Origin of the sequence: Enterobacter cloacae complex sp. 2022EL-00788, from assembly GCF_026627565.1 — a bacterium.
Classification (GTDB): Bacteria; Pseudomonadota; Gammaproteobacteria; order Enterobacterales; family Enterobacteriaceae; genus Enterobacter; species Enterobacter pasteurii.
Genome location: NZ_JAPNMC010000005.1, coordinates 302,821 through 328,549, shown reverse-complemented (window position 1 = coordinate 328,549; position 25,729 = coordinate 302,821). Strand labels below are relative to the sequence as shown.

Annotated in this window: 25 protein-coding genes and 1 other annotated feature; of the genes, 14 read left to right on the top strand and 11 right to left on the bottom strand. The window is 50.1% G+C overall.

All coding sequences use genetic code 11. The annotated features are described in order from the left end of the window. The first annotated feature begins 24 nt into the window (after nucleotides 1-24). From OWK27_RS10490 to ugd, 8 genes are all read left to right on the top strand, one after another. Nucleotides 25-969: a glycosyltransferase family 2 protein gene (locus tag OWK27_RS10490; RefSeq protein ID WP_267590354.1), complete on the top strand. Its 945-nt coding sequence runs from the start codon at nucleotides 25-27 to the stop codon at nucleotides 967-969. Further along, a complete protein-coding gene (locus OWK27_RS10485; protein WP_242172217.1) occupies nucleotides 962-2,032 on the top strand; it encodes a glycosyltransferase in 1,071 nt (356 codons plus the stop codon). Before OWK27_RS10490 ends, OWK27_RS10485 begins: the two co-directional genes overlap by 8 nt. Nucleotides 2,033-2,100: 68 nt before the next feature. Next, nucleotides 2,101-3,378 carry a nucleotide sugar dehydrogenase gene (locus OWK27_RS10480; RefSeq protein ID WP_242172219.1) on the top strand — a complete coding sequence of 426 codons (1,278 nt, stop codon included), beginning with the start codon at nucleotides 2,101-2,103 and terminating at the stop codon, nucleotides 3,376-3,378. Between the two features lies 1 nt (nucleotide 3,379). Continuing rightward, nucleotides 3,380-4,405 (top strand): NAD-dependent epimerase/dehydratase family protein, encoded by a 1,026-nt coding sequence (locus tag OWK27_RS10475; RefSeq protein ID WP_242172220.1) that lies wholly within the window; start codon nucleotides 3,380-3,382, stop codon nucleotides 4,403-4,405. Between the two features lie 46 nt (nucleotides 4,406-4,451). After that, complete coding sequence (locus OWK27_RS10470) at nucleotides 4,452-5,585, top strand: glycosyltransferase family 4 protein (RefSeq protein ID WP_267590353.1); 1,134 nt, start codon at nucleotides 4,452-4,454, stop codon at nucleotides 5,583-5,585. A gap of 4 nt (nucleotides 5,586-5,589) precedes the next feature. After that, nucleotides 5,590-6,861, top strand: coding sequence for an O-antigen ligase family protein (locus OWK27_RS10465; protein ID WP_324291169.1), 1,272 nt, complete (start codon nucleotides 5,590-5,592; stop codon nucleotides 6,859-6,861). A gap of 63 nt (nucleotides 6,862-6,924) precedes the next feature. Then, entirely contained in the window at nucleotides 6,925-8,331 is a 1,407-nt protein-coding gene (gndA, locus tag OWK27_RS10460) for an NADP-dependent phosphogluconate dehydrogenase (RefSeq protein WP_006811221.1), read from the top strand. A 222-nt stretch (nucleotides 8,332-8,553) separates the two neighbouring features. Then, nucleotides 8,554-9,720, top strand: a complete 1,167-nt coding sequence (ugd, locus tag OWK27_RS10455) for a UDP-glucose 6-dehydrogenase (protein WP_267590352.1) — start codon at nucleotides 8,554-8,556, stop codon at nucleotides 9,718-9,720. 51 nt (nucleotides 9,721-9,771) lie between these two features. On the opposite strand, the gene OWK27_RS10450 is transcribed toward ugd, so the two are convergent. Continuing rightward, entirely contained in the window at nucleotides 9,772-10,776 is a 1,005-nt protein-coding gene (locus OWK27_RS10450) for an NAD-dependent epimerase (RefSeq protein WP_267590351.1), read from the bottom strand. Between the two features lie 195 nt (nucleotides 10,777-10,971). Here OWK27_RS10450 and wzzB point away from each other — a divergent pair, with 195 nt between their 5' ends. Further along, nucleotides 10,972-11,952: an LPS O-antigen chain length determinant protein WzzB gene (gene wzzB, locus OWK27_RS10445; protein ID WP_267590350.1), complete on the top strand. Its 981-nt coding sequence runs from the start codon at nucleotides 10,972-10,974 to the stop codon at nucleotides 11,950-11,952. Between the two features lie 39 nt (nucleotides 11,953-11,991). On the opposite strand, the gene hisIE is transcribed toward wzzB, so the two are convergent. From hisIE to hisL, 9 genes are all read right to left on the bottom strand, one after another. Continuing rightward, entirely contained in the window at nucleotides 11,992-12,603 is a 612-nt protein-coding gene (hisIE, locus tag OWK27_RS10440; RefSeq protein WP_267590349.1) for a bifunctional phosphoribosyl-AMP cyclohydrolase/phosphoribosyl-ATP diphosphatase HisIE, read from the bottom strand. Continuing rightward, nucleotides 12,597-13,373: an imidazole glycerol phosphate synthase subunit HisF gene (gene hisF, locus OWK27_RS10435; RefSeq protein ID WP_148418213.1), complete on the bottom strand. Its 777-nt coding sequence runs from the start codon at nucleotides 13,371-13,373 to the stop codon at nucleotides 12,597-12,599. The genes hisIE and hisF overlap by 7 nt, the downstream gene beginning before the upstream one ends. Further along, nucleotides 13,355-14,092, bottom strand: coding sequence for a 1-(5-phosphoribosyl)-5-[(5-phosphoribosylamino)methylideneamino]imidazole-4-carboxamide isomerase (hisA, locus tag OWK27_RS10430; protein WP_267590348.1), 738 nt, complete (start codon nucleotides 14,090-14,092; stop codon nucleotides 13,355-13,357). Before hisA ends, hisF begins: the two co-directional genes overlap by 19 nt. Further along, nucleotides 14,092-14,682, bottom strand: a complete 591-nt coding sequence (gene hisH, locus OWK27_RS10425) for an imidazole glycerol phosphate synthase subunit HisH (protein ID WP_252004032.1) — start codon at nucleotides 14,680-14,682, stop codon at nucleotides 14,092-14,094. Before hisH ends, hisA begins: the two co-directional genes overlap by 1 nt. After that, entirely contained in the window at nucleotides 14,682-15,749 is a 1,068-nt protein-coding gene (gene hisB, locus OWK27_RS10420; protein ID WP_148418210.1) for a bifunctional histidinol-phosphatase/imidazoleglycerol-phosphate dehydratase HisB, read from the bottom strand. Before hisB ends, hisH begins: the two co-directional genes overlap by 1 nt. After that, nucleotides 15,746-16,807, bottom strand: a complete 1,062-nt coding sequence (gene hisC / locus OWK27_RS10415) for a histidinol-phosphate transaminase (protein WP_267590347.1) — start codon at nucleotides 16,805-16,807, stop codon at nucleotides 15,746-15,748. The genes hisB and hisC overlap by 4 nt, the downstream gene beginning before the upstream one ends. Further along, nucleotides 16,804-18,108, bottom strand: a complete 1,305-nt coding sequence (gene hisD, locus OWK27_RS10410) for a histidinol dehydrogenase (protein ID WP_267590346.1) — start codon at nucleotides 18,106-18,108, stop codon at nucleotides 16,804-16,806. The genes hisC and hisD overlap by 4 nt, the downstream gene beginning before the upstream one ends. Before the next feature lie 5 nt (nucleotides 18,109-18,113). Continuing rightward, nucleotides 18,114-19,013 (bottom strand): ATP phosphoribosyltransferase, encoded by a 900-nt coding sequence (gene hisG, locus OWK27_RS10405; RefSeq protein ID WP_148418207.1) that lies wholly within the window; start codon nucleotides 19,011-19,013, stop codon nucleotides 18,114-18,116. Nucleotides 19,014-19,058: 45 nt separating this feature from the next. Beyond that, nucleotides 19,059-19,182: a sequence feature (His leader region), on the bottom strand. Further along, on the bottom strand, nucleotides 19,158-19,208 hold the full coding sequence (gene hisL, locus OWK27_RS10400) for a his operon leader peptide (RefSeq protein ID WP_099516347.1): 51 nt from the start codon (nucleotides 19,206-19,208) through the stop codon (nucleotides 19,158-19,160). It overlaps the preceding feature by 25 nt. Before the next feature lie 173 nt (nucleotides 19,209-19,381). Here hisL and OWK27_RS10395 point away from each other — a divergent pair, with 173 nt between their 5' ends. The 4 genes from OWK27_RS10395 (at nucleotide 19,382) to OWK27_RS10380 (ending at nucleotide 22,807) form a co-directional block, all read left to right on the top strand. Then, nucleotides 19,382-20,206: an SDR family oxidoreductase gene (locus tag OWK27_RS10395; RefSeq protein ID WP_148418206.1), complete on the top strand. Its 825-nt coding sequence runs from the start codon at nucleotides 19,382-19,384 to the stop codon at nucleotides 20,204-20,206. A gap of 41 nt (nucleotides 20,207-20,247) precedes the next feature. After that, the gene (locus OWK27_RS10390) at nucleotides 20,248-21,177 is read left to right on the top strand and encodes a LysR substrate-binding domain-containing protein (protein WP_267590345.1); all 930 of its coding nucleotides are present in this window, start codon (nucleotides 20,248-20,250) and stop codon (nucleotides 21,175-21,177) included. A gap of 219 nt (nucleotides 21,178-21,396) precedes the next feature. Continuing rightward, on the top strand, nucleotides 21,397-21,459 hold the full coding sequence (yoeI, locus tag OWK27_RS10385; RefSeq protein ID WP_099458931.1) for a membrane protein YoeI: 63 nt from the start codon (nucleotides 21,397-21,399) through the stop codon (nucleotides 21,457-21,459). Continuing rightward, nucleotides 21,449-22,807, top strand: a complete 1,359-nt coding sequence (locus tag OWK27_RS10380; protein ID WP_193355836.1) for an APC family permease — start codon at nucleotides 21,449-21,451, stop codon at nucleotides 22,805-22,807. The genes yoeI and OWK27_RS10380 overlap by 11 nt, the downstream gene beginning before the upstream one ends. A 58-nt stretch (nucleotides 22,808-22,865) precedes the next feature. On the opposite strand, the gene sbcB is transcribed toward OWK27_RS10380, so the two are convergent. After that, on the bottom strand, nucleotides 22,866-24,302 hold the full coding sequence (gene sbcB, locus OWK27_RS10375; protein WP_420712943.1) for an exodeoxyribonuclease I: 1,437 nt from the start codon (nucleotides 24,300-24,302) through the stop codon (nucleotides 22,866-22,868). A gap of 197 nt (nucleotides 24,303-24,499) precedes the next feature. On the opposite strand from sbcB, the gene dacD reads away from it, so the two are divergent. Further along, entirely contained in the window at nucleotides 24,500-25,666 is a 1,167-nt protein-coding gene (gene dacD / locus OWK27_RS10370) for a serine-type D-Ala-D-Ala carboxypeptidase DacD (protein ID WP_252004027.1), read from the top strand. Nucleotides 25,667-25,729: the final 63 nt, after the last annotated feature.

The window sequence follows — 25,729 nt, the reverse complement described above, 5'->3', positions numbered from 1 at the left end:
CTTTTCTTATTTTATGGCTAAAAAATGACTTTAAGTATTGTAATCGTTAATTGGAATGCTGGTGAGCAGTTAAAGGAATGTCTAAATTCTATCATTTGTTATCATTCAAATTTAATAGACGAAGTTGTCATTCTGGATAATAATTCAACAGATGACTCTATAACAAATATTAGCAATCTTAAAACTGACGATTTCGCGATTAGATTAATATGTTCGCAATCAAACTTAGGTTTTGGGAAAGCTTGTAATGTTGCCAGTAAGAATATAAAGTCTAAGTACATTTTGTTCCTGAATCCGGACGCTCAGATATATTTTGATACATTAACAAAAGTCATAAACTATATGGAGGAAAATAATGACGTTGGTGTATGTGGTATTAAACTAATTGATTCATCAAATAAAATACAAAAACATTGTACTGTTCAACCTAGGCTTAAACATTATTTTAATCATGCAACTGGCCTGTCAGCAGTATCTTCGAAGTTATTCCCATATATATTTTTGAAAGATTTAGATTATGATAAAGATGCTGATGTTCCACATACAATTGGTGCCTTTTATTGTATCAGAAATGAACTATTCAAAAGTTTGAAGGGATTCGATGAGCTTTTTTTTGTCTATTTAGAAGACTTGGATCTTTCTCGCCGAGTTTTAGATAAAGGATTTAGGATCCATTATTTATCGACTGCCGCTGCTTTTCATAAAGGGGGGGGCACATCAGAACAAGTAAAAGCGTTCAGATTATTTTATTCTTTGCGTAGCAGGATTTTATTTGGTTTTAAACATTTTCCCCTTTGGCAGGCATATGTTCTTCTCTTTCTTACCATAGTCTTGGAGTTGTTCACTCGCACGTTAAGAGGTTTATTACATTTTTCAAGAATAGAAGTTGCTAACACATTAAAAGCATACAGAATGCTTTACAAAGAGCTTCCAGGATTGATAAGAAGAGGGAGAAAAATAAATGGTTAAGCTCTTAATTTTATCGAAATACGAAAGTTTAGGTGCAAGTAGTCGTCTACGTTCGCTTGATTACATCGAATATTTTGAAAAAGAAGGCATTAAAACTACAGTTTCTGCACTTTTTGATAATGAATATCTTCGTAAACTATATTCCAAGAAAAAACGATCTAAAATTTCACTAGTAAAATATTATCTTCACAGAATAAAAGTTATTCTTTTTGATTTGAAGAAGTATGATGTTATTTTTCTCGAAAAAGAGGCTTTCCCATATCTCCCTGGGATATTTGAAAGGCTAATATGTAATGCAAAGATTCCTTATATAGTCGATTATGATGATGCAATCTTCCATAATTATGATCTGACAACTTCAAAATTTAAGAAACTGCTTTTACAGAATAAACTCAAACCACTGCTTTCAAATGCAAGTTATGTGACAGTAGGTAATTCGTATTTAGAAAATTTAGCCATAAAAAATGGTGCAAAAAATGTCCTGAAGATTCCTACTGTGATTAATATTAATCGATATCATAAAGACTCAGATTCTAAACTTGATGTAATTAAAATTGGTTGGATCGGTTCCCCAAGTACAACAAAATATCTTAAATTGATTTGGCCTGTTTTTGAAAAATTAAAACACCATACGAATATACGCCTAATTACCATTGGTGCTGATGTGATCGACGATTGCCCTATTCCGGTAGAGCAATTACCATGGTCATTAGACTCGGAATGTGAAATTTTGAAGACTATTTCAATTGGCATTATGCCTTTAGAAGATGGCCCTTGGGAAAAAGGTAAGTGTGGCTATAAGTTAATCCAATATATGGCTAGCTCAAAACCTGTTATCGCGTCTAACGTTGGTTTCAATTCAGAAGTAGTGACTCCTGATGTAGGATTTCTTGCTAATACGGAAGAAGATTGGTTCCAGGCATTTAATTATATCTTAGAGAAACCCGAGATATTACAATCAATGGGTACTAATGCGAGACGTCGCGTTGAGGAAAATTATACTCTACAAATTAATAGTGTAATTTTATCTCAACTAATAAAGAAGATTGCAAAAAAAGATTAGCTTATATAAAATTTGGCATTAAATTAACAATGCATTTATTTAAGAATAGATAAACTCAGGATATTAAAATGATCATAGCTGTCGTAGGTCTAGGATATGTCGGTTTACCATTAGCAGTAGAATTTGGTAAAAAAACAAAAACGATTGGGTTTGATTTATCTGAATCGAAGGTTAATTCTTATTTGGAACATATTGATCCGACAGGAGAGGTTGCTACTGAGGAATTAATTAAAGCAGATAAACTTATTTGTACAACCGATGCTACAAAACTCAACGAAGCGGATTTCATCATCATTGCGGTACCAACCCCGGTAGATGAATCGCATCAGCCAGATTTTACGCCTTTAATTAAGTCTTCAGAAACTGTAGGCAGAAATTTAAAAAAAGGCGCAACCGTTGTTTACGAGTCAACTGTATATCCTGGCGCCACAGAAGATGTATGTATACCCATTCTGGAGAAATTTTCTAACTTAAAATGGTTAACAGATTTTAATGTAGGTTATAGTCCAGAAAGAATCAACCCCGGAGATAAAGAAAGGACTGTTACAAAAATTGTAAAAGTAGTTTCTGGTGACACACCTGAAACTTTAAAGAAAGTAAGTGAAACATATGAGATGGTAATTAAAGCTGGAGTCTACCAAGCAAGTTCCATCAAAGTCGCAGAAGCCGCGAAAGTAATAGAAAATACTCAACGTGATCTAAATATTGCATTGATGAATGAACTGGCTATTATATTCGACAAGTTATCAATTGATACACTTGAAGTTCTTGAGGCTGCAGGTACTAAATGGAATTTCCTACCGTTCCGCCCAGGCTTAGTTGGAGGACATTGTATAGGTGTTGATCCATATTATTTGACACATAAAGCAGATATGATCGGATACCACCCTCAAGTGATACTTGCCGGACGTAGAATTAACGACTCTATGGGTAAGTACATTGCTGAGCAGACAGTAAAAAAAATGATTGCAGCAAACATTTCTGTTAAAGGTGCAAATGTATTAATTATGGGGTTAACATTCAAAGAGAATTGCCCCGACTTGAGAAACAGTAAAGTCATTGATGTTATTAGAGAGTTGGAATCGTATGGCGTAAATATTATTGTACACGATCCACTTGCCTCGCATTCAGAAGCAAAACATGAATATAATATAAAGCTTCAGAGCTGGGATGAAATTCCTCCTTGCCATGCTGTTATCCTAAGCGTATGTCATAAGGAATATATTAACGGTGGTTTCGATAATATTAAGTCAAAGATAATCCCAGGTGGTGTCTTCTCTGATATTAAGAGTGTCTGGGCAACTGAAGAAGTCGCAAAACACGGTATAACCAGTTGGAGACTGTAAAATGAATACTTTTGAAACCTTAAAATCAACTCTTTTAGCATCCAACCATAAATGGCTTATAACTGGTGTAGCAGGGTTCATTGGGAGTAATCTTCTAGAACAATTACTCAAATTAAATCAAAAAGTTGTAGGTCTTGATAACTTTTCTACTGGACATGAAAGAAATCTGAATCTTGTCAAAGAAGCGGTTAGAGAAGAACAATGGAATCAATTCAAATTCATCGAAGGTGACATTCGTAATTTAGATGATTGTCTAAATGCTTGTGAGGGGGTTGATTATGTTTTACATCAAGCAGCATTAGGTTCAGTTCCTAGATCTATAAAAGACCCGATAACAACAAACGAAAATAATATTTCTGGTTTTTTGAATATGCTTGTTGCAACAAGAGACCAGAATGTCAAACGATTTGTCTATGCTGCGAGTAGTTCAACCTATGGAACTCATCCTGGTTTACCTAAGGTAGAAGATTTAATTGGTGAACCATTATCTCCATATGCAGTGACGAAATATGTTAACGAACTTTATGCAGGAGTTTTCGCTAAAGTTTATGGTGTTGAAAGCATTGGTTTAAGATATTTTAACGTATTTGGTCCCCGCCAGGATCCTAATGGTGCTTACGCAGCCGTTATTCCTAAGTGGACAGCGTCTATCCTTAATGATGAGACTGTTTATGTGAATGGGGATGGCAGTACGAGTCGTGATTTTTGCTTTGTAGCTAATGCTGTGCAAGCAAACTTGCTCGCAGCTAAAACTATGGATCCAGAATCCATAAATACCGTTTATAATGTGGCTGTTGGGCAACAAACGTCATTAAATGAATTGTATAATGCAATAGCAAACGAACTAAAGAAATATGGAGTAGACGTCAAGGATAATAAACTAGTGTATCGAGACTTTCGTGAAGGTGATGTCAAACATTCTTTAGCCGATATCAGTAAGATTCAAACAAGACTTGGATATGAGCCACTATTCACTTTGAAAGATGGATTAGTAGAATCAGTCAAATGGTATTATTCAATTAATTAATAATAAGAGGAAATGTTAAAGCATTTCCTCTCGGTTTTTTAAATGTATGAAAAAAATTCTCTTTGTTGTAAACGTTGACTCGTTTTTTATTTCACATCGTTTACCTATTGCTTTGGAATGTATTAGTAAAGGGTATGAGGTGCATTTAGCATGTGCATTAACAGGTTCTGAGGAATATCTTAAAAATTTAGGTATTATTACTCATCCTATTCCATTAACACGCGCTGGAATATCCGTTATAAAAGAAATAAAAGCCTTTCTTAAAATTTATAAAATCATCAAAGCATTAAGACCTGACGTTGTGCATATGATTACAGCCAAACCTGTAGCTTATGGTGGGGTTGCATGTAAACTTTTAGGTGTAAATAGACGCGTTGCCTCTATTTCTGGCTTAGGATATGCATTTATAGATAGCAGCTTAAAAGCTAAATTGATTAAAAATATTATTTTATTGTTTTATAGTTTCTCGCTTAAAAACGAACGTACTAAGGTTATTTTTCAGAATGAAAATGATAAGCAGTTGTTTATCCATTATGGGATGATACGTGAATCGCAAGCCGTCATAATTAGAGGTTCTGGTGTCGACCTTACAAGATATGTTGTACAACCGGAACCGACTGATGTACCTGTTGTGATGTTCGTTTCACGGTTACTCTATGATAAAGGTATAAGAGAGTTCATCGCTGCAGTGCGTTTGATTAAAAAGGAAAATATCAAATTTAGAGCAGTTCTGGTTGGTAATATAGATGAGAATCCCAATTCAGCTAAAGACTTTGAAATAGAACAATGGCAAAACGAAGGTATTATTGAATACTGGGGCTACCGAGAAGACATCCCACAGGTAATGTCGTATTCAAATATTGTTGTGCTTCCTTCATATCGTGAGGGGCTTCCTAAAAGTTTGATTGAAGCCGCAGCATGTGGCAGAGCAGTTGTGACCACTGATGTCCCCGGCTGTCGTGATGCTATAACGCCAGATGTGACAGGTCTTTTAGTAGATGTAAAAGACCATTTGACACTTGCTGATTCAATAAAATTGCTGCTCAATAATCCTGAGTTAAGACATCAGATGGCTTTTAATGGAAGGGAACTAGCTGAGCAATCATTTGATATTAAGAGTGTGGTTCAAATTCATATGAAAATCTATAATTCATTCACCGCTAATCCTGCCGATAAATAAACTTATGAATCTGACACTTAATGATTTTCTTTATAAGCTAAGTGGTGCGTTATTATTCCTTTCCTTAATATTGCCAACTTCACTCTCGCTCATTAAGTTTGCATTATTGCTTTCAATTCTACTACTTTATTTTATAAAAACTGGTGGGTTTTTAACCATAGCAAAGCAAAATGTTTTATTAACGGTACTATTTACTATAGTCGGGGCTGTATGGGTTTTATACGGTGCTCTGCGTGGTAATCCTGGTGCAGTTAGTATGTCAACAGTTCTCATAATTTACCCGGTTTTATTCGGAATCCTCTCTGGTTTGTACAGAGAGCAACTAAATGAAAAGCTCTATAAATTATTTGTTTATGCTGCTTGGGTTTTATCTTTAATTATTTTACTTATTTTAATCGATTATCTTTGGATTCATGTTGGCATTTATAACATTGCAACACTCATTTATGATAAAGATTCTGTCGTGATCGACAATTCAGGTGGGTATTTTAAGTTTACTGTGCCAAATATATCTTCTCTCATTTTTTTGATACCTTTTTTAATATCCGCAATTTTTTTTAGGAAAACTCCAGCGAGATATTATGTCTTATTTGTCATTTTATGCGTTATTGCTATCTTGTCGGGGCGTAGAGCGCTATTATTAACTATGTTCATGGCACCTATGATATCAGTCCTTCTTACCTCTGATAAACGGTCAAATAACAAATATTTTTCAAGGCTTCTAATTGCTGCTTTACTAGCTTGTGTCGCTATTTATGTTTTTTACATGGTCTATCCAGACTATTTTATAGATCGTGTGGCTAATATATTTAACTTCGACAGCAATGAAAGCAATTTAGAAAGAAAATACCAATTTGATGCACTCATGGCTGGTTTTTTTGAACATCCATTGATTGGGAATGGGGCTGGTGCAGCAGCTTCCTATTTACGTTCAGATACCCAGCCATGGGCATATGAATTATCCTATGTTGCTTTTCTATTCCAATTTGGAATTCTAGGCTTTTTTATTTATTCATCTGGTGTTTTGTATTTATTTTTCACTTTAATAAAACGAGTTAAACTTGTTGGTCGTAACAGTTTTGAGTTCTGCTATCTTTCAGGTTTTATAAGTTTCATGATAGCTAATGCCACAAATCCTTATTTACTAAAGTTTGACTATATGTGGGTGATTTTTATTCCTCTAGGGCTTTCAAATTTATTTTTTACCAAAAATGCTTATGTTGTAAACAATTGCGATAATAGAAATAGTGTTTTAACAAAAACTGATGTAAAGTAATCGTATTAGTCAATAAAAGATTATTAATTTGAGTTCATATCAGTCACCTGACAGGAGTATGTAATGTCCAAGCAACAGATCGGCGTTGTCGGTATGGCAGTGATGGGGCGCAACCTGGCGCTCAACATCGAAAGCCGTGGTTATACCGTCTCCGTTTTCAACCGCTCCCGTGATAAGACCGAAGAAGTCATCGCTGAGAATCCGGGAAAGAAACTGGTTCCTTTCTATACGGTTAAAGAGTTTGTTGAGTCTCTGGAAACACCTCGTCGTATCCTGTTAATGGTTAAAGCGGGCGCAGGTACCGATGCTGCCATCGACTCCCTGAAGCCATATCTGGATAAAGGCGACATCATCATCGATGGTGGTAACACCTTCTTCCACGACACTATTCGTCGTAATCGTGAACTGTCTGCTGAAGGCTTTAACTTCATTGGCACGGGCGTGTCCGGCGGGGAAGAGGGCGCTTTGAAAGGTCCATCTATCATGCCTGGCGGCCAGAAAGAAGCGTACGAACTGGTCGCGCCAATCCTGACCAAAATCGCAGCCGTTGCGGAAGACGGTGAGCCATGCGTGACCTATATCGGTCCTGACGGTGCTGGCCACTATGTGAAGATGGTTCACAACGGCATCGAATACGGCGATATGCAGCTGATTGCCGAAGCTTACTCCCTGCTGAAAGGCGGCCTGAACCTCTCTAACGAAGAACTGGCTGAGACCTTTACCGAGTGGAACAAAGGCGAGCTGAACAGCTATCTGATTGACATCACCAAAGATATCTTCACTAAGAAAGATGAAGAGGGTAAATACCTGGTCGATGTGATTCTGGATGAAGCGGCGAACAAAGGTACCGGTAAATGGACCAGCCAGAGCTCTCTGGATCTGGGCGAGCCGCTGTCCCTGATCACCGAATCTGTATTCGCGCGATATATCTCTTCTCTTAAAGAGCAGCGCGTTGCGGCATCCAAAGTGCTGTCCGGCCCGCAGGCTAAACCAGCCGGTGACAAAGCTGAGTTCGTTGAAAAAGTACGTCGTGCACTGTATCTGGGTAAAATCGTCTCTTATGCGCAGGGCTTCTCTCAGCTGCGTGCAGCTTCAGACGAAAACAACTGGGATCTGAACTACGGCGAGATTGCGAAGATCTTCCGTGCCGGCTGCATCATTCGTGCTCAGTTCCTGCAAAAAATCACCGATGCCTATGCTGAAAATGCGGGTATCGCCAACCTTCTGCTGGCGCCTTACTTCAAGCAGATTGCAGACGAATATCAGCAGGCGCTGCGTGATGTCGTTGCGTACGCCGTGCAGAACGGTATCCCGGTTCCAACTTTCTCCGCTGCGGTGGCGTACTACGACAGCTATCGTGCTGCCGTTCTGCCAGCGAACCTGATTCAGGCACAGCGTGACTACTTCGGTGCGCATACCTATAAGCGTACCGATAAAGAAGGTGTGTTCCACACCGAATGGCTGGATTGAGTTAATACAGCTGCGGTGAACATAACCCGGAGATATCTCCGGGTTTTTTTACGTTAAAAAATGACGTTTTTTTTCGAAGTTGTCTGAATGTCGGCCCCCTTGCGGGGATTAGTCCTGGTTTGCCTTGACAGTTCTGTCAGGCTGGAGGTACAAAGCCCAACAGTCTATTTCGCGATGGTCTGACGATCATCTCTACAATTAACTCACAGAAGTCATAAGCGAATGAAAATAACTATCTCCGGAACTGGTTACGTTGGCCTCTCAAACGGTATATTGATTGCCCAGAATCATGAAGTGGTTGCGCTGGATATCGTTCAGGCCAAAGTGGACATGCTGAACCAGAAGCAGTCTCCTATTTTTGACAAAGAGATTCAGGATTATCTTTCGAATAAATCGCTTAATTTCCGTGCTACTACCGACAAAGAAGATGCGTATCGTGATGCGGATTACGTCATCATCGCCACACCAACCGACTACGATCCGAAAACCAACTACTTCAACACCTCTACCGTTGAGGCAGTTATCAAAGACGTTGTAGCGATCAATCCTAACGCAGTGATGGTTATCAAATCGACCATTCCAGTGGGCTTCACCAAATCGATTAAAGAAGAGTTGGGTATTGATAATGTCTTCTTCTCGCCGGAGTTTCTGCGCGAGGGCAGGGCGTTATACGATAACCTGCATCCATCACGCATTGTGATCGGTGAGCGTTCCGAGCGTGCGGAGCGTTTTGCGGCGCTGCTGCAGGAAGGCGCCATCAAGCAAGATATTCCGGTGCTGTTCACCGACTCCACTGAAGCGGAGGCGATTAAGCTCTTCGCTAACACCTATCTGGCAATGCGCGTGGCTTACTTCAACGAGCTGGACAGCTATGCCGAGAGCTTAGGCCTGAACACACGTCAGATCATTGAAGGCGTGTGCCTCGACCCGCGTATTGGTAATCACTACAACAACCCGTCATTCGGTTACGGCGGCTACTGTCTGCCAAAAGACACCAAGCAGCTGCTGGCAAACTATCAGGCGGTGCCAAACAACCTGATTTCCGCAATTGTGGATGCTAACCGTACGCGTAAAGACTTCATCTCTGATTCCATCCTGGCGCGCCAGCCGAAAGTGGTGGGCGTGTATCGACTGATCATGAAGAGCGGTTCGGATAACTTCCGCGCCTCTTCCATTCAGGGGATCATGAAGCGTATTAAGGCAAAAGGCGTGCAGGTCATTATTTATGAACCGGCCATGCAGGAAGACGAGTTCTTCCACTCGCGCGTAATTCGCGATCTGGATGCGTTTAAGGAAGAAGCGGACGTGATTATCTCTAACCGCATGGCAGAAGAGCTGGCTGACGTCAAAGATAAAGTCTATACCCGTGACCTGTTCGGCAGTGACTGATCGCTAACTGTCGCGCATAAAAAACCCGGCATCTTGCCGGGTTTTCTGTTTTTAAACGTTGTAGAAATTGCGGTACCAGTCGACGAAGTTTTTCACGCCCTCCTTGACGGAAGTCTGCGGTTTAAACCCAATGACGTCATACAGCGCCCTGGTGTCTGCACTGGTCTCCAGTACGTCACCCGGCTGGATTGGCATCATGTTTTTTACCGCTTCTTTGCCCAGAGCCTCTTCCAGCGCTGTGATGTAGTCCATCAGCTCTACCGGAGAACTGTTGCCGATGTTGTATACGCGGTACGGGGCAGAACTGGTTGCCGGCGAACCGGCTTCGACCGTCCAGTCGGCATTGGCTTCGGGAATGACGTCCTGCAGGCGAATAATCGCCTCGGCAATATCATCAATATAGGTGAAGTCACGTTTCATCTTGCCGTAGTTGTATACGTCGATGCTGTTACCTTCAATCATTGCTTTGGTGAATTTGAACAGCGCCATATCCGGACGTCCCCACGGGCCATACACGGTAAAGAAGCGCAGGCCAGTGGTCGGCAGGTTGTACAGATGCGAATAGGTATGCGACATCAGCTCGTTAGCTTTTTTGGTTGCCGCATACAGGGATACCGGATGGTCCACGGAATCGTCAGTGGAAAACGGCATCTTACGGTTAAGGCCGTAAACGGAGCTGGATGATGCATACAGAAGATGCTGAACCTTATTGTGGCGACAGCCTTCAAGCACGTTAAGATGCCCTATAAGGTTGGCATCGGCATAGGCGTGGGGGTTTTCCAGAGAATAACGGACGCCCGCCTGTGCGGCAAGATGAATGACGCGGTCAAATTTCTCATCAGCAAACAGCGCAGCCATGCCATCGCGGTCCGCTAAATCCAGCTTGAGGAAAGTGAAACGCTCGGATTTAAGTAATTCCAGGCGTGCCAGCTTAAGATTGACGTCGTAATAATCATTGAGGTTATCAATGCCAACGACCTCATGACCCGCATCAAGCAAGCGCTTGCCTACGTGAGAACCGATAAACCCCGCCGCGCCCGTAACCAGAAATTTCATAGCTTCCCTCATTAAAAAAGTGTTCTTGTTGATGCCACAAGACATCAAATTCCGGCTATGATAGCGCGTTGTTGTTCACATACATAACCCATCTTTCCGATATAACTCATCGGATTCTTATAGAAAAATCCGTAGCAACAGATACACTAGGTAGACATGTTTCTTTTTGCCCTTTTTTGATCTGTTAGGGATTGTATGACGCAAAACAACAATAGCCTGGTCACTCGCAGCAATGACCCGGAGCAAATTGATTTACTGGATTTAGTACTACAGCTGTGGCGCGGCAAGTGGGTAATTGGTGCGTTTATTGCTGTTTTTATCGTTCTTGCTGGCATTTATATCACCATTGCAAAAGAAAAATGGACCTCGTCGGCGATTATCGCTCAGCCTGACGCAGCGCAAATTGCAACCTACGCGAATGCATTGAATATTCTCTATGGTAGTGCCGCACCCTCAATGCAGGATATTCAAGTTCGCGCTATTGGCCGCTTCAATTCTTCTTTTTCTGCCTTAGCGCAGGCACTTGAAAATCAGGATGCACCTGAAAAACTGTCCATCGAGCCTACCGTCAAAGGGCAGGCGCTGCCATTAACCGTCAGCTACCAGGCCGAATCGGCAGAAGCGGCACAAAAGCAACTGGCGCAGTATATTCAACAAGTCGACGAGCAGACGGCCAAAGAACTGACTCTTGACCTGAAGGATAACCTTAAGCAGCAGATCACTACCCTGAACGACTCCCTTCAGAACCAGGAGAAAGTGGCTCAGGAGCAAAAAGATCTACGTATTAAGCAGATTACTGAGGCGTATAAAAACGCGGAAGCCGCGAAAATTAGCACTCCGCAGCTCCAGCAAACTCAGGACGTTACTCAGGAAACCATGTTCCTGCTGGGCACGGTAGCGCTGAAGTCAATGATTGATAACGAGGCATCCCGTCCGCTCGTTTTCTCAGGTGCCTACTACCAGACCAAGCAAAACTTGCTGGATATTCAGAACCTTGACGTTAACCCGGACACCGTACACGTCTACCGTTACGTTATGAAACCGAATCTCCCGATCCGTCGCGACAGCCCGAAAAAAGCTATCACCCTGATCCTCGCCGTACTCCTCGGTGGAATTATCGGTTCTGGTGTTGTTCTTGGCCGCAACGCGCTGAGAAACTACAGGCCGAAAGCCTGATTTGCAGACAAAAAAAGACCGGGTTTCCCCGGTCTTTTTTTATTTGTGTCTCTTACGTAAATTCTCAATCACCGCCGTTAAATCCAGCTCCTGATCCTGAAGCAGCACCAGCAGGTGATACATTAAATCCGACGCTTCGTTCGTCAGCTCCTCCCGGTCATGCACGGTGGCAGCCAGCGCGGTCTCAACGCCTTCCTCACCCACCTTCTGCGCAATGCGCTTGGTGCCGCTGGCGTACAGCTTCGCGGTGTACGAGCTCTCGGGATCTGCCGTTTTACGCTCAGCCAGCAGCTGCTCCAGCTGATACAGGAACAGCCACTGGTGGCTCGCCTCGCCAAAGCAGCTGCTGGTCCCTTTGTGGCACGTTGGCCCAATCGGGTTTGCCAGCACCAGCAGAGTGTCGTTATCGCAATCCGGCGTAATGCTTACCGCGTTCAGGAAATGACCGGAGGTTTCACCTTTGGTCCACAGGCGCTGTTTGGTACGCGAGAAAAACGTCACCTTACCGCTGTCGATCGTTTTCTCCAGCGCCTCCTGGTTCATATATCCCAGCATCAGCACTTCGCCTGATACGGCATGTTGTACAACCACCGGCAGTAATCCGTCAGTTTTTTCCCAGTCCAGCTGCGCCCGTTGTTGCTCTGTTAACATACCCTGATCTCCACGCCCTGGTCGGCCAGGTACGTTTTTAACTCACCAATATTGATAATCTGCTTGTGGAACACGGACGCGGCCAGCGCGCCGTCCACGTTTGCATCGCGGAAGGCTTCCAGGAAGTGTTCCATGGTGCCCGCGCCGCCGGAGGCAATCAGCGGAACCCGGCACACGGCGCGCACTTTTTTCAGCTGCTCGAGGTCGTAACCGTTACGCACCCCGTCCTGGTTCATCATGTTCAGCACGATCTCACCCGCGCCGCGTTTCTGCACTTCCTGCACCCAGTCCAGCGTCTCCCACTGCGTCACGCGCGTGCGGCTTTCATCGCCGGTGTACTGGTTGACGTGATACTTGCCCGTTGCGGCGTCATGCCAGGTGTCGATACCTACTACAATACACTGCACGCCAAAGCGATCGGCCAGACGGGTGATCAGCTCGGGGTCTGCCAGCGCAGGGGAGTTGATGGAAATTTTGTCCGCACCGAAAGAGAGAATTTTGGCCGCGTCGTCAGCGGATTTGATCCCGCCCGCCACGCAGAAGGGGATATCGATCACCTCCGCCACGCGCGCTACCCAGCTTTTATCCACCACGCGGCCGTCGCTGGAGGCGGTGATATCATAAAATACCAGCTCGTCTGCGCCTTCGTCGGCATAGCGTTTAGCCAGCGGAACGATGTCGCCAATGATTTCGTGGTTGCGGAACTGCACGCCCTTAACCACCTGACCGTCGCGCACGTCCAGGCAGGGAATTATCCGTTTTGCCAGCATTGAATCGCCTCCGTTACAGTAAATTTTCCTTCCAGCAGGGCCCGACCCACAATCACACCCTTCACGCCGGTCCCGCGAAGCGCGGCCACGTCGCCAATATCACCGATACCCCCAGAAGACTGGAATGCCACCTGCGGATAACGCGCGCAGACCTCTTCGTACAGCGAAACGTTAGAGCCTGCCAGCGTGCCGTCGCGGGAGATATCCGTGCACAGCACGTGCTTCAGGCCAACGGGAAGATAAATATCGACCAGCGCTTCCAGGGTAACGCCAGAGTTCTCCTGCCAGCCGCTGACCGCGACCTGCTTGTTACCCTGCTCGTCGATGCGCACGTCCAGCGCCAGCACCAGCGCATCCGCGCCGAAGCGGCGGAACCAGCCCTTGACCGTCTCAGGATCTTTTACGGCGGTCGAACCGACCACCACCCGCGCCACGCCAGCGTCCAGCAGTGCCGCAACGTCGTCTTCCGTACGCACGCCGCCGCCAACCTGCACGGGAACGTCCACGCCAGCTACCAGCTTTTTGAGCAGAGGGATCTGGCGTTTCGCCGGATCTTTCGCGCCGGTTAAATCGACCAGGTGCAGCACCTCAGCCCCCTGTGCCGCATACGCCTGGAGACGCGGCAGCGGGTCGTTGCCGTAGTCGCGCTGCTGGCCGTAGTCGCCCTGATGGAGGCGAACCACTGTGCCGTCAATTAAATCTAAAGCGGGAATAATCATCACATCTCCAGGAAGTTTTTCAGCAGCTGTGCGCCGGCGGCGCCGGAGCGTTCCGGGTGGAACTGCACGCCGTAAAAATTATCTTTCTGCACCGCGGCGGTGAACGCCTCGCCGTAACTGCACTGGGCAATGGTGTACGTATTGACGGGCATCGCGTAGCTGTGGACGAAGTAGAAGTACGCGCCGTCTTCGATACCCTGGAACAGCCTGTTGCCCGCCTTCGGATAGACGCGATTCCAGCCCATGTGCGGCAGCGGCAGGCCGTGGTCGGCCATTTTTGGCACGTCTTCTTCAATAATTCCCAGCAGGTCAACGCCGTTACTCTCGTCGCTGCGGCGGCCGAGCAGCTGCATGCCCAGGCAAATGCCCAGCACCGGCTGGGTACAGGCTTTGATGAGTTCAACCAGCTCGCGCTCGTGGATCTGATCCATCGCCGCCTGGGCGGTGCCTACGCCCGGTAGAAAGAGCTTATCCGCGCGCAGCACCACGTCCGGGTCGCGGCTCACCGCCGGCTCATAGCCGTGGCGCATAATTGCCGAGCGCACGGAGTTCAGGTTGGCGCAGCCGGTATCCAGAATCACCACGTTCATTACAGCACTCCTTTCGACGAGGGAAGGGCGTCACCGTCAACGCGGATCGCCTGGCGCAGGGTACGGCCAAAGGCTTTGAACAGGCTCTCCACGCGGTGGTGATCGTTTTTACCTTTGGTTTTCAGGTGCAGCGTCAGGCCCATCGTGTAAGTCAGCGAGCGGAAGAAGTGCTCCACCATCTCGGTGCTGAGATCGCCCACGCGCTGGTAGGTGAAGTCGGCTTTGTATTCCAGGTGTGGACGACCGGAAATATCCATCGCGCAGCGCGCCAGGCATTCGTCCATCGGCAGGACAAAGCCAAAACGGTTGATGCCGCGCTTGTCGCCCAGCGCCAGCTTCAGGGCTTCGCCCAGCGCCAGTCCCGTGTCTTCCACGGTGTGGTGATCGTCAATGTAGAGATCGCCCTTAACGGTGATTTCCATCCGGAAGCCGCCGTGGGTCGCGATCTGGTCCAGCATATGGTCGAAGAAGCCGACGCCGGTGTGGATCTTGCTGCCGCCTTCGCGATCGAGCCAGACCTTAACGTCGATCTGCGTCTCTTTGGTGTTACGCTCAACGTGCGAATAGCGGTCGCGTCTGGTCAGCTGTTCGCCAATCATCGTCCAGTTAAGCGCGTCACGGCTGTAGCGCAGGCCCGCGATGCCCATGTTTTCCGCCAGGGTGATATCCGTGACGCGATCGCCGATGACGTAGCTGTTCGCTTTATCAAGCGCTTCTTCCGCCAGATAGCGCTCGACGAGCTTCACTTTTGGCTTACGGCAGTCGCACTCGTCGGCAGGCATGTGCGGGCAGATCAGCACCTCTTCAAACACCACGCCCTGCGAGGTCAGCACCTGCATCATCAGGTTGTGCGGGCCGTCGAAGTCCGCCTGCGGGAAGCTGGCGGTACCAAGGCCGTCCTGGTTGGTGATCATCACCAGCCTATAGCCCGCTTTCTGAAGCTTCAGCAGCACCGGGATCACGTCGGGTTCAAACGCCAGCTTGTCGAAACGGTCGACCTGAAAATCGCTGGGTGGCTCCGATATGAGGGTGCCGTCACGATCGATAAAGAGGGTTTTCTGGCTCATACTTTCTCCGCTTTCAGGGCGTCAATCACGCGCTGGCTCTCTGCACGGGTGCCGACGGTAATACGCAGGCACCCGCTCAGGGAAGGTTGTGTATTCTGGTCTCGTAAGATAATGCCCTGATCCCACAGCGATTTAAATATCGCGCTGGAGGCGGTGAAGCGCGCCAGGATGTAGTTGGTTTCAGAATCGAACACCTGCTCCACGCACGGAATAGCCTTCAGGGCGTCGACCAGATACTGGCGCTCCTCAAGGATCTGCGCCACGCGCTCGCGCATCGCTTTAATCCCCTGCGGGGCCAGCGCATGTGCCGCGATGTCGGCAACCGGCGTTGAAAGCGGGTAAGGGGCGATCACTTTCAGCAGCAGGTCGATAACCGCCTTATTTGCCAGCGTAAACCCGCAGCGGAGGCCGGCGAGGGCAAAGGCTTTTGACAGGGTGCGCAGCACGACGAGATGCGGATATTCTTCAAGCCAGCCCGCCAGCGTCGCCTGCGGACAAAACTCAATGTAGGCTTCGTCAGCCACCACCAGCGCTTTGCCGCGGGTCATCTCCAGCAGGGCGCGAACGTCCTGCGGATCAATAATCTGTCCGGTCGGGTTGTTTGGGCTACAGACAAACACCACCTTCACGCCGTCGAGGTTATCGGCGATTCCCTGCAGGTCGAGCTGCCAGTTTTCCAGCGCCTGCACGTTGCGGCAGGCCACGCCGAAGGTTTCGGCGCTGACGCTGTACATCCCGTAGGTGGGCTGGCAGTACATCACCGCGTCTTTACCCGGCTCGCAGAAGGCGCGGATCAGCAGCTCAATGCCTTCGTCCGCCCCGCGGCTGACCAGCACCTGCTCAGGCTTCACGCCCGCGTACTGCGCGTAGTTTTCGATCACCGCTTTCGGCTGGCACTCCGGGTAGCGGTTCAGCGTCTGCTGCGACAGCTCGAAGGCCACCGCCGTTGGATACTCGTTAGCGTTCAGCCAGACGTCGCCGTTTCCGCCCAGACGGCGCGCGGACTGATAGGGCGTCAGGCGGCGGACATTTTCGCGGGCTAATTCTTCAATGCTCATGCTTGCTCCTTCAGGGCGGCAACGCGCAGCGTCACGGCATTTTTGTGGGCGGTCAGGCGCTCGGCGGCGGCCAGGGTTTCAATGGTCGACGCGAGCGAGGCAAACCCCTCGCGGGAGAGTTCCTGCACGGTCATGCGCTTCTGGAAATCTGCCAGCCCCAGGCTTGAGCAGGTTGAGGTATAGCCGTACGTCGGCAGCACGTGATTGGTGCCGGAGGCGTAATCCCCGGCGGACTCCGGAGACCAGTCGCCGAGGAACACCGAGCCCGCGCTGGAAATGCCGTCAACCAGCTCGCGCGCGTTGCGGGTCTGAATAATCAGGTGTTCCGGGCCGTACTGGTTGGAGATGGCAATACACTGGTCGAGATCGCGAGCCACAATCAGTCGGCTGGCCGATAGCGCCTGACGCGCCGTTTCCGCGCGCGGCAGGTCGGCAAGCTGGCGCTCAACGGCCTCGCCCACGCGTTTTGCCATATCGGCATCTGGCGTCAGTAAAATCACCTGTGAATCTGGGCCGTGCTCGGCCTGCGAGAGCAGGTCAGAGGCCACGAAGTCTGGCGTGGCGCCGCTGTCGGCGATCACCAGCACTTCAGACGGCCCGGCAGGCATATCAATCGCGGCGCCATCCAGACGCTGGCTGACCTGGCGCTTCGCTTCGGTAACGTACGCGTTGCCCGGGCCAAAAATTTTGTCGACCTTGGGAACAGACTCCGTTCCGAACGCCATGGCGGAAATCGCCTGCGCTCCGCCCACCTTATATACCGCCTGCACGCCGCAGAGTTTTGCCGCATAGAGGATCTCATCGGCAATCGGTGGCGGAGAGCACAGCACCACTTTCTGGCAGCCGGCAATGCGTGCCGGGGTTGCCAGCATCAGTACGGTCGAAAACAGCGGAGCAGAGCCGCCGGGAATATAGAGGCCGACGGAGGCCACCGGGCGCGTCACCTGCTGGCAGCGCACGCCGGGCAGGGTTTCCACGTCCACGGCCTGCAGTACCTGCGCGGTGTGGAAGGTATCAATATTTTTTACCGCGACGGCCATCGCCTGTTTGATCTCGTCCCCAAGGCGGCTTTCCGCCTCGGCGATCTCCTGGGCGGTAACCCGTAACTCGTTAACCTCGGTTTTATCAAACGTTGCGCTGTACTCGCGCAGGGCATCGTCCCCGCGGGCTTTGACGTTGTCGAGGATCTCCCCCACGGTGCGGGTGATGCTCTCAGAGGCGGAAATGGCCGGACGCATCAGCAGCTCGCGCTGCTGCGCGTCGCTGCACGTATTCCAGTCGATGATTGTGTTAAAACGCATGGCCGTTACTCCATCATCTTCTCAATTGGCAGCACCAGAATAGAGCTTGCCCCCAGCGCCTTCAGTTTTTCCATGGTTTCCCAGAACAGGGTTTCGCTGCTGACCATGTGCATCGCCACGCGCTGCTGGTCGCCCGCCAGCGGCAGGATGGTTGGGCGCTCGGCGCCCGGCAGCAGGGCAATTACCTCATCCAGACGTTCGGTTGGAGCGTGCATCATGATGTATTTGGATTCACGCGCCTGAATCACGCCCTGAATGCGGGTCAGCAGTTTGTCGATGAGCTGCTGTTTGGCGTCGGCCATGTCGCCGTCGCGCTGGATAAGGCACGCTTTGGAGCGGTAGATAACCTCCACTTCGCGCAGGCCGTTCGCTTCCAGCGTGGCGCCGGTGGAGACGAGGTCACAGATGGCATCGGCCAGGCCCGCACGCGGGGCCACTTCCACGGAGCCATTCAGCAGGCAGGATTTGAACTGCACGCCTTTTTGGTCGAGGTAACGCTTCAGCAGGTGAGGGTAAGAGGTGGCGATACGTTTACCGTTAAGCGCGGCCGGGCCGTCCCACGCTTCATCAACCGGCGTCGCCAGCGACAGGCGGCACCCGCCGAAGTCCAGACGGCGCAGGGTAAAGTAGCGCGGATCTTCACCCTGAGCGCGGCGGGTGAGCAGCTCTTCTTCCAGCACGTTTTCGCCGATGATGCCGAGGTCAACGACGCCGTCCATCACCAGGCCAGGAATATCGTCATCACGCACGCGCAGAATATCGATCGGCATATTTTCAGCAAGGGCGATCAGGCGCTGGGTGTGCAGGTTAATTTTAATCCCGCAGCGGGCCAGCAGTTCGCGTGAATCGTCGCTTAAACGGCCTGATTTTTGAATAGCTATGCGTAAACGTGCGTTATCTAACATTCTGTGTTCCTCGTTAACCTGTAATAACCTGTCTGAATGCGGTCCAAAAAAAAGCCCCCGGAAGGTGATCTTCCGGGGGCTTTTTCATGCGTTCATGCACCACTGGAAGATCCAAACGTCTTCCAGCACACATCGCCTGAAAGACTAGTCAGGATGATGGTGATGGTGGTGGTTTTTAAATGGAACGCGTGTCATATAAATTCTCGTTGAATGCTTATGCATTTGATGTCTTTTAACCTAAACCAGTTGTACGCCAGAAAGCAAGGGCTTTTTTTGATCATTAATTCATTTCATATTGATGCTATGAATTGTGCGTTCCATCAGGCTGGCGTAGCCTTATAAAAGGCGGAGTTAAGCGGAGAATGTACATGAAAAAGGTCGCGATTGTCGGTTTAGGGTGGTTAGGAATGCCGCTGGCGATGTCATTAGCCGCGAAAGGCTGGCAGGTGACGGGGAGTAAGACCACGCGGGACGGGGTTGAAGCGGCGCGCATGTGCGGCATTGAGGGCGTCGAGCTGCGTCTCGAACCTGAGTTAATTTGCGATACGGACGAGCTGGATGAGCTGATGAATGTGGACGCGCTGGTGATTACCTTGCCGGCGCGGCGCAGCGGGCCGGGAGAGACGTTTTACCTGCAGGCCGTACAGGAGATTGTGGACAGCGCGCTGGCGCACCATATTCCGCGCATCATCTTTACCAGCTCCACGTCGGTTTATGGCGACATCGACGGCACGGCGAAGGAGAGCACCGAGCGCCGTCCGGTGACCGCCAGCGGCCGGGTACTGAAAGAGCTGGAGGACTGGCTGCATAACCTGCCCGGCACGCAGGTGGATATTTTACGCCTCGCCGGGCTGGTGGGGCCAGGGCGTCATCCGGGACGTTTCTTTGCCGGGAAATCGGCGCCGGACGGCCAGCACGGCGTCAATCTGGTGCATCTGGCGGACGTTGTCAGCGCGATAGAGCTGCTTTTACAGGCTCCAAAAGGGGGGCACATCTATAATATATGTGCGCCTTCGCATCCGCCGCGCAGTACCTTTTATCCGCTGATGGCGCGCCAGCTTGGCCTGGCTCCGCCGGTATTCAGCGATGCGCAGGGCGATCGCAAAGGCAAAATTATTGATGGCAATCGCATTTGCCATGAGCTGGGGTTTGAGTATCAGTATCCCGATCCGCTGGTTATGCCGATGGAATAACTGCACCGGCGGAGACAATCGCACACCGCAAGGGGGCGAAGATGAAACCGCTGCTGGATGTTCTCGTTATTCTGGATGCGCTGGAAAAAGAGGGGAGCTTTGCCGCCGCTTCGGCAAAGCTCTACAAAACGCCTTCGGCCCTGAGCTATGCCGTGCAAAAGCTTGAGAGCGATCTTAACATTCAAATTCTTGACCGCACCGGTCATCGCGCGCGCTTTACCCGCACAGGGCAGATGCTGCTGGAAAAGGGGCGCGACGTGCTGCATTCGGTGCGCGAGCTGGAAAAACAGGCCGTTAAGCTCCACCAGGGCTGGGAAAATGAGCTGGTCATTGGGGTAGATGACACGTTCCCTTTTTCGCTGCTTACGCCGCTCATCGAGGCGTTTTATCAGCGCCACAGCGTCACGCGGCTGATTTTTATCAACGGCGTGCTGGGCGGCTCGTGGGACGCCTTAACGCAGGGCAGGGCGGATATCATCGTTGGGGCGCTGCATGAACCACCCCAGCTGAGTGAATTTGGCTATGCCCGCCTGGGCGTTCTGGAGCAGATTTTCGCCGTAGCACCTCATCACCCGCTGGCAAATGAACCAGAGCCCGTCACCCGACGCGTGATTAAAAACCATCGCGCCATTGTGGTAGGCGACAGCGCGCGTCCGGAGTGCGGCATATCATCGCAATTACTAGACGAGCAGGAGGCCATCACCGTTTTTGATTTTAAAACCAAGCTCGAACTGCAAATTAGCGGCCTGGGGTGCGGTTATCTTCCCCGCTATTTAGCGCAGCGGTTTATTGAAAGCGGGGCGCTGGTGGAAAAACAGGTTTTAGCGCAGCGCAGTAACGACTCGGTTTGGGTAGGCTGGAATGAACAAACCGCAGGGCTTGCCAGCGCCTGGTGGCGAGACGAAATTTTAGCAAATAGTGCTATCGCCGCCGTTTACACTCAGGCAGCTGATGGGAAATCAACCAGTTAGAAAAATTAATTTATGGGCTTGTTTCTCAATGTATTGCGTTTTGTATCTGGAATAGGGCAAAATGCCGCCGCTGCAAACAAATGAATAATCGACGATATAAAAGGCGTCGGTTATTTTTTTTTGCATGTACGAAACGAAACTAAAAACCAAGAGGCCGGGCTTCGTACCGGATAGATATTTACTAAAATCCGACAGTTGTTGTCGCTGAGGAAGAAAGAAATGGGGCAATTTTTCGCTTACGTGGCGGTTATCACCGTAAAGGAGAATAACTATGTCGCATAACGCAACTCCAAACACCTCTCGCGTGGAATTACGTAAAACGCTTACGTTGATTCCGGTTGTCATGATGGGCCTGGCCTATATGCAACCGATGACGCTGTTCGATACATTCGGTATCGTATCAGGCCTTACTGACGGTCACGTTGCAACGGCGTACGCCTTTGCGCTGGTCGCCATTCTCTTTACAGCGCTGAGCTACGGTAAACTGGTTCGCCGTTTCCCGTCCGCAGGCTCTGCGTACACCTATGCTCAGAAATCCATTAGCCCGGCGGTTGGCTTTATGGTGGGCTGGTCATCCCTGCTGGACTACCTGTTCATGCCGATGATCAACATTCTGCTGGCAAAAATTTACTTTGAAGCGCTGGTGCCTTCCGTGCCGTCGTGGATCTTTGTTGTGGCGCTGGTGGCCTTCATGACCATCTCTAACCTGCGCAGCATCAAGACCGTGGCTAACTTCAATACCCTGATCGTTATTCTTCAGATGGGTATTGTGGCGGTTATCGTTGGGCTGATTATCTACGGCGTTTCCCACGGTGAAGGCGCAGGTACGCTGACCAGCACCCGTCCGTTCTGGTCTGAAGGCGCGCACGTGGTGCCGATGATCACCGGTGCGACTATCCTGTGCTTCTCGTTCCTGGGCTTCGACGGTATCTCTTCTCTGTCTGAAGAGACCAAAGACGCCGAGCGCGTGATCCCGAAAGCGATTTTCCTGACAGCGCTGATTGGCGGCCTGATCTTCATCGGCGCGTCATACTTCCTGCAGCTGTACTTCCCGGACATCTCTCGCTTTAAAGATCCGGATGCATCACAGCCTGAAATCATGCTGTACGTGGCGGGTAAAACCTTCCAGTGGGGCGTGCTGATCTTCTCCAGCGTAACCGTACTGGCTTCCGGTATGGCGGCTCATGCGGGCGTATCGCGTCTGATGTACGTGATGGGCCGTGACGGTGTGTTCCCAACCCGCTTCTTCGGTTACGTGCATCCAAAATGGCGTACCCCGGCGTGGAACGTGCTGCTGGTTGGCGCAATTGCGCTGCTGGCGATTAAGTTCGACCTGGTTACAGCAACTGCGCTTATCAACTTCGGTGCGCTGGTCGCGTTCACCTTCGTTAACCTCTCCGTGATTTCGCAGTTCTGGATCCGTGAGAAGCGCAACAAGACGCTGAAGGATCACATCAACTACCTGGTGCTGCCGGTGTGCGGTGCGCTGACGGTGGGCGCGCTGTGGATTAACCTGGAAGAGAGCTCAATGGTTCTGGGTCTGATCTGGGGCGGTATCGGTCTGGTTTACCTGGCCTGCGTAACGAAGAGCTTCCGCAACCCGGTTCCTCAGTACGAAGACGTAGCGTAAGTTTTAACGCGTTAAAAAAAGCCGGAGACATCGCCTCCGGCTTTTTTATATCTGCGGTTCAGACAATCTCCTGAGCATACTGGTACAGCGCTTTCAGCAACGCCTGCTTCTCGGCATTACCTTCATACTGGCCGTACAGCATCTCCAGCTCCTGGGCATAGCTGTGCAGGTACTCGGGCGTAAAGACGTTACGACGATGCTGTAACCAGCGCTCCTGCTCTGCTTCATCCAGCGTGCCGGGGTAGTTACGTGCCCGATAGTTAAACATCAGCTTCTCGATACGCTTATCCGCAAAGGTGATATCCAGCGCGGGCAGGTTACGCGGGTCGGTTTGCAGCACGATATTCATCGCCGCCCGATCGGCGTCGCTAAAGAAGCCGTTGTACAGCTGTGCATCCACGTTTTCTGACGGCACAAACGGCTCCGCTTCAGCAAAAATGGCGACGACTTTCTCGCGCACCTGCGGGTTGTCGCGCAGCACCTTCAGGTTATCGAGGCAGTGCTGGCGGTTAATCCCCAGCCGGTCGGCGTCTTCCGGGCGCAGCGTATTGGCCTGCGCCAGTACAGGGCATTTATTGATATGCACCAGCTTAACCGGCACAGCGGGCAGGTCACCCAGCGCCTCTTTCGGCATATACAGCCGCTCGCGTAAGGTGTCGCTGTCGAGATCAAGCAGCGGCGAAATATCCCCGGCGAGATCCACCATGATAACGGCGTTACGGTTGTCCGGATGCCAGGCGAGCGGCGCCACCCAGCTCGTATTTCCGCGCCACGCGCCGAACATCCCCGAAATATGCACCAACGGCTTCATCTGCGGTACGTCAATCAGCGTCATCAGCTTCTGCTTGCTGCGATGGCTCAGCAGATATTCAAACAGGCGCGGCTGCGCGGTTTTAACCAGCTTCGCCATGGCGATGGTCGCGTAGACGTCCGCCATCGCGTCGTGGGCGTTGCTGTGCTCGATGCCGTTGGCCTTCGTCAGGTGCTCCAGCCTGAAGCTCGGCAGGCCGTCGTCATTTTCCGGCCAGGTAATCCCCTCCGGGCGCAGCGCATAGCAGGCGCGCATGATATCCAGTAAATCCCAGCGCGAATTGCGGTTCTGCCAGCTCCAGGCATAGGGATCGTAGAAGTTGCGGTAGAAGATATTGCGCGTCACTTCATCGTCGAAACGGATGTTGTTGTAGCCCACCACGCAGGTATGGGGCACGGTAAACAGATCGTGAATACGGCGGGCAAATTCCGCTTCGCTGACGCCTTTCTCCCGCGCTTCCTGGGGCGTAATGCCTGTCACCATCACCGCGCCAGGCTGCGGCAGGTAGTCATCGGCGGGCCTGCAGTAAAACACCTCGGGCTCGCCGATGATATTAAATTCGTCATCGGTACGGATAGCCGCAAACTGCGCCGGTCGGTCCAGCGCCGGATGGGTGCCAAAGGTTTCGTAATCGTGGAACAAAAAAGTCGGGCGCGCGGCAGAGTCAGACACCAGTAATCTCATCCTGTTAAAAATTGACGTCTCTATGGTAAACGATTGGGGTGAGCAGTCCGAATAAAAAGCACGCTCAGGCAAGAAATTTGCGAGATCTGTTCCGGTAAAATCTGCGCGTTGTCACATTTTTTTGCAATTAAGGCAGGTAACGACATCAGAACTCCCGTAAAAAGGTCATCGATTTTTAATGACCTGAGGATATACCGTTGAAACGCCGTCTGTTTATTGCTGTTTCTTTACTCGCTTCGAGTATTTCATCCGCGCTGGCTGCCGATCCGCTGGATTTTTCACCGCAGCCTCCTGCCATCCAGGCAGGATCTTGGGTACTGATGGATTACACCACGGGTCAAATCTTAACGGCGGGCAACGAACATCAGCAGCGCAATCCGGCGAGTCTGACCAAGCTGATGACGGGATACGTTGTCGATCGCGCCATTGACAGCCACCGCATCAGCCCGGACGACATTGTGACGGTCGGGCGTGACGCCTGGGCAAAAGGCAACCCGGTCTTTGACGGCTCATCGCTGATGTTTCTCAAGGAGGGCGACAGGGTTTCCGTACGCGATCTCAGCCGCGGCCTGATTGTTGACTCCGGCAACGACGCCTGCGTGGCGCTGGCCGATCACGTGGCGGGCGGTCAGCCGCAGTTCGTTAAAATGATGAACGACTATGTGGAAAAGCTGCACCTGCGCGATACCCACTTCGAAACCGTGCATGGCCTGGATGCGCCGGGCCAGCACAGTTCAGCGTACGATCTTGCGGTGCTGTCCCGGGCCATCATTCACGGTGAACCCGAGTTCTACCATATGTACAGCGAAAAGAGCCTGACCTGGAACGGCATCACCCAGCAGAACCGCAACGGCCTGCTGTGGGATAAAACGATGAACGTCGACGGCCTGAAGACCGGGCATACGTCGGGCGCGGGCTTCAACCTGATTGCTTCTGCGGTGGACGGCCAGCGCCGGCTGATTGCCGTTGTGATGGGGGCAGACAGCCCGAAAGGGCGCGAGGATCAGGCGCGCAAGCTGCTGCACTGGGGACAGCAGAATTTCGATACGGTGCAGATTCTGCATAACGGGAAGAAGGTAGGCACCGAGCGCGTCTGGTACGGTAATAAAGAGCAGATCGCGCTGGGCACGGATCGGGACTTCTGGCTGTCGTTACCGAAAGCGGAAATACCGAACATTAAGGCCAAATACGTGCTGGATAAAAAAGAGCTGGAAGCGCCGATTGCCGCGCATCAGCGGGTGGGGGAAATCCAGCTGTACGATCGGGACAAGGTGGTGGCGCACTGGCCGCTGGTTACGCTGGAAGGCATTGAGAAGGGGGGCGTTTTCTCCCGCCTTGGTGATTATCTCCACCATACATTCTGACCTTTTTGAGCAGACTGGCAGCGTTGCGAGTCTGCTCGCATAATTAACACTTCTCGTTTGCCG

Coding starts and splice junctions, on each gene's coding strand:
- OWK27_RS10480 (WP_242172219.1), top strand. CDS start 2,101: ATGATCATAGCTGTCGTAGGTCTAGGATATGTCGGTTTACCATTAGCA.
- hisD (WP_267590346.1), bottom strand. CDS start 18,108: ATGCGTTTTAACACAATCATCGACTGGAATACGTGCAGCGACGCGCAG.
- hisB (WP_148418210.1), bottom strand. CDS start 15,749: ATGAGCCAGAAAACCCTCTTTATCGATCGTGACGGCACCCTCATATCG.
- hisC (WP_267590347.1), bottom strand. CDS start 16,807: ATGAGCATTGAAGAATTAGCCCGCGAAAATGTCCGCCGCCTGACGCCC.
- sbcB (WP_420712943.1), bottom strand. CDS start 24,302: ATGAGATTACTGGTGTCTGACTCTGCCGCGCGCCCGACTTTTTTGTTC.
- OWK27_RS10485 (WP_242172217.1), top strand. CDS start 962: ATGGTTAAGCTCTTAATTTTATCGAAATACGAAAGTTTAGGTGCAAGT.
- OWK27_RS10450 (WP_267590351.1), bottom strand. CDS start 10,776: ATGAAATTTCTGGTTACGGGCGCGGCGGGGTTTATCGGTTCTCACGTA.
- hisF (WP_148418213.1), bottom strand. CDS start 13,373: ATGCTGGCAAAACGGATAATTCCCTGCCTGGACGTGCGCGACGGTCAG.
- ugd (WP_267590352.1), top strand. CDS start 8,554: ATGAAAATAACTATCTCCGGAACTGGTTACGTTGGCCTCTCAAACGGT.
- OWK27_RS10390 (WP_267590345.1), top strand. CDS start 20,248: ATGAAACCGCTGCTGGATGTTCTCGTTATTCTGGATGCGCTGGAAAAA.
- hisG (WP_148418207.1), bottom strand. CDS start 19,013: ATGTTAGATAACGCACGTTTACGCATAGCTATTCAAAAATCAGGCCGT.
- OWK27_RS10380 (WP_193355836.1), top strand. CDS start 21,449: ATGTCGCATAACGCAACTCCAAACACCTCTCGCGTGGAATTACGTAAA.
- OWK27_RS10475 (WP_242172220.1), top strand. CDS start 3,380: ATGAATACTTTTGAAACCTTAAAATCAACTCTTTTAGCATCCAACCAT.
- OWK27_RS10490 (WP_267590354.1), top strand. CDS start 25: ATGACTTTAAGTATTGTAATCGTTAATTGGAATGCTGGTGAGCAGTTA.
- hisH (WP_252004032.1), bottom strand. CDS start 14,682: ATGAACGTGGTGATTCTGGATACCGGCTGCGCCAACCTGAACTCCGTG.
- OWK27_RS10465 (WP_324291169.1), top strand. CDS start 5,590: ATGAATCTGACACTTAATGATTTTCTTTATAAGCTAAGTGGTGCGTTA.
- OWK27_RS10470 (WP_267590353.1), top strand. CDS start 4,452: ATGAAAAAAATTCTCTTTGTTGTAAACGTTGACTCGTTTTTTATTTCA.
- wzzB (WP_267590350.1), top strand. CDS start 10,972: ATGACGCAAAACAACAATAGCCTGGTCACTCGCAGCAATGACCCGGAG.
- gndA (WP_006811221.1), top strand. CDS start 6,925: ATGTCCAAGCAACAGATCGGCGTTGTCGGTATGGCAGTGATGGGGCGC.
- hisIE (WP_267590349.1), bottom strand. CDS start 12,603: ATGTTAACAGAGCAACAACGGGCGCAGCTGGACTGGGAAAAAACTGAC.
- OWK27_RS10395 (WP_148418206.1), top strand. CDS start 19,382: ATGAAAAAGGTCGCGATTGTCGGTTTAGGGTGGTTAGGAATGCCGCTG.
- hisA (WP_267590348.1), bottom strand. CDS start 14,092: ATGATTATTCCCGCTTTAGATTTAATTGACGGCACAGTGGTTCGCCTC.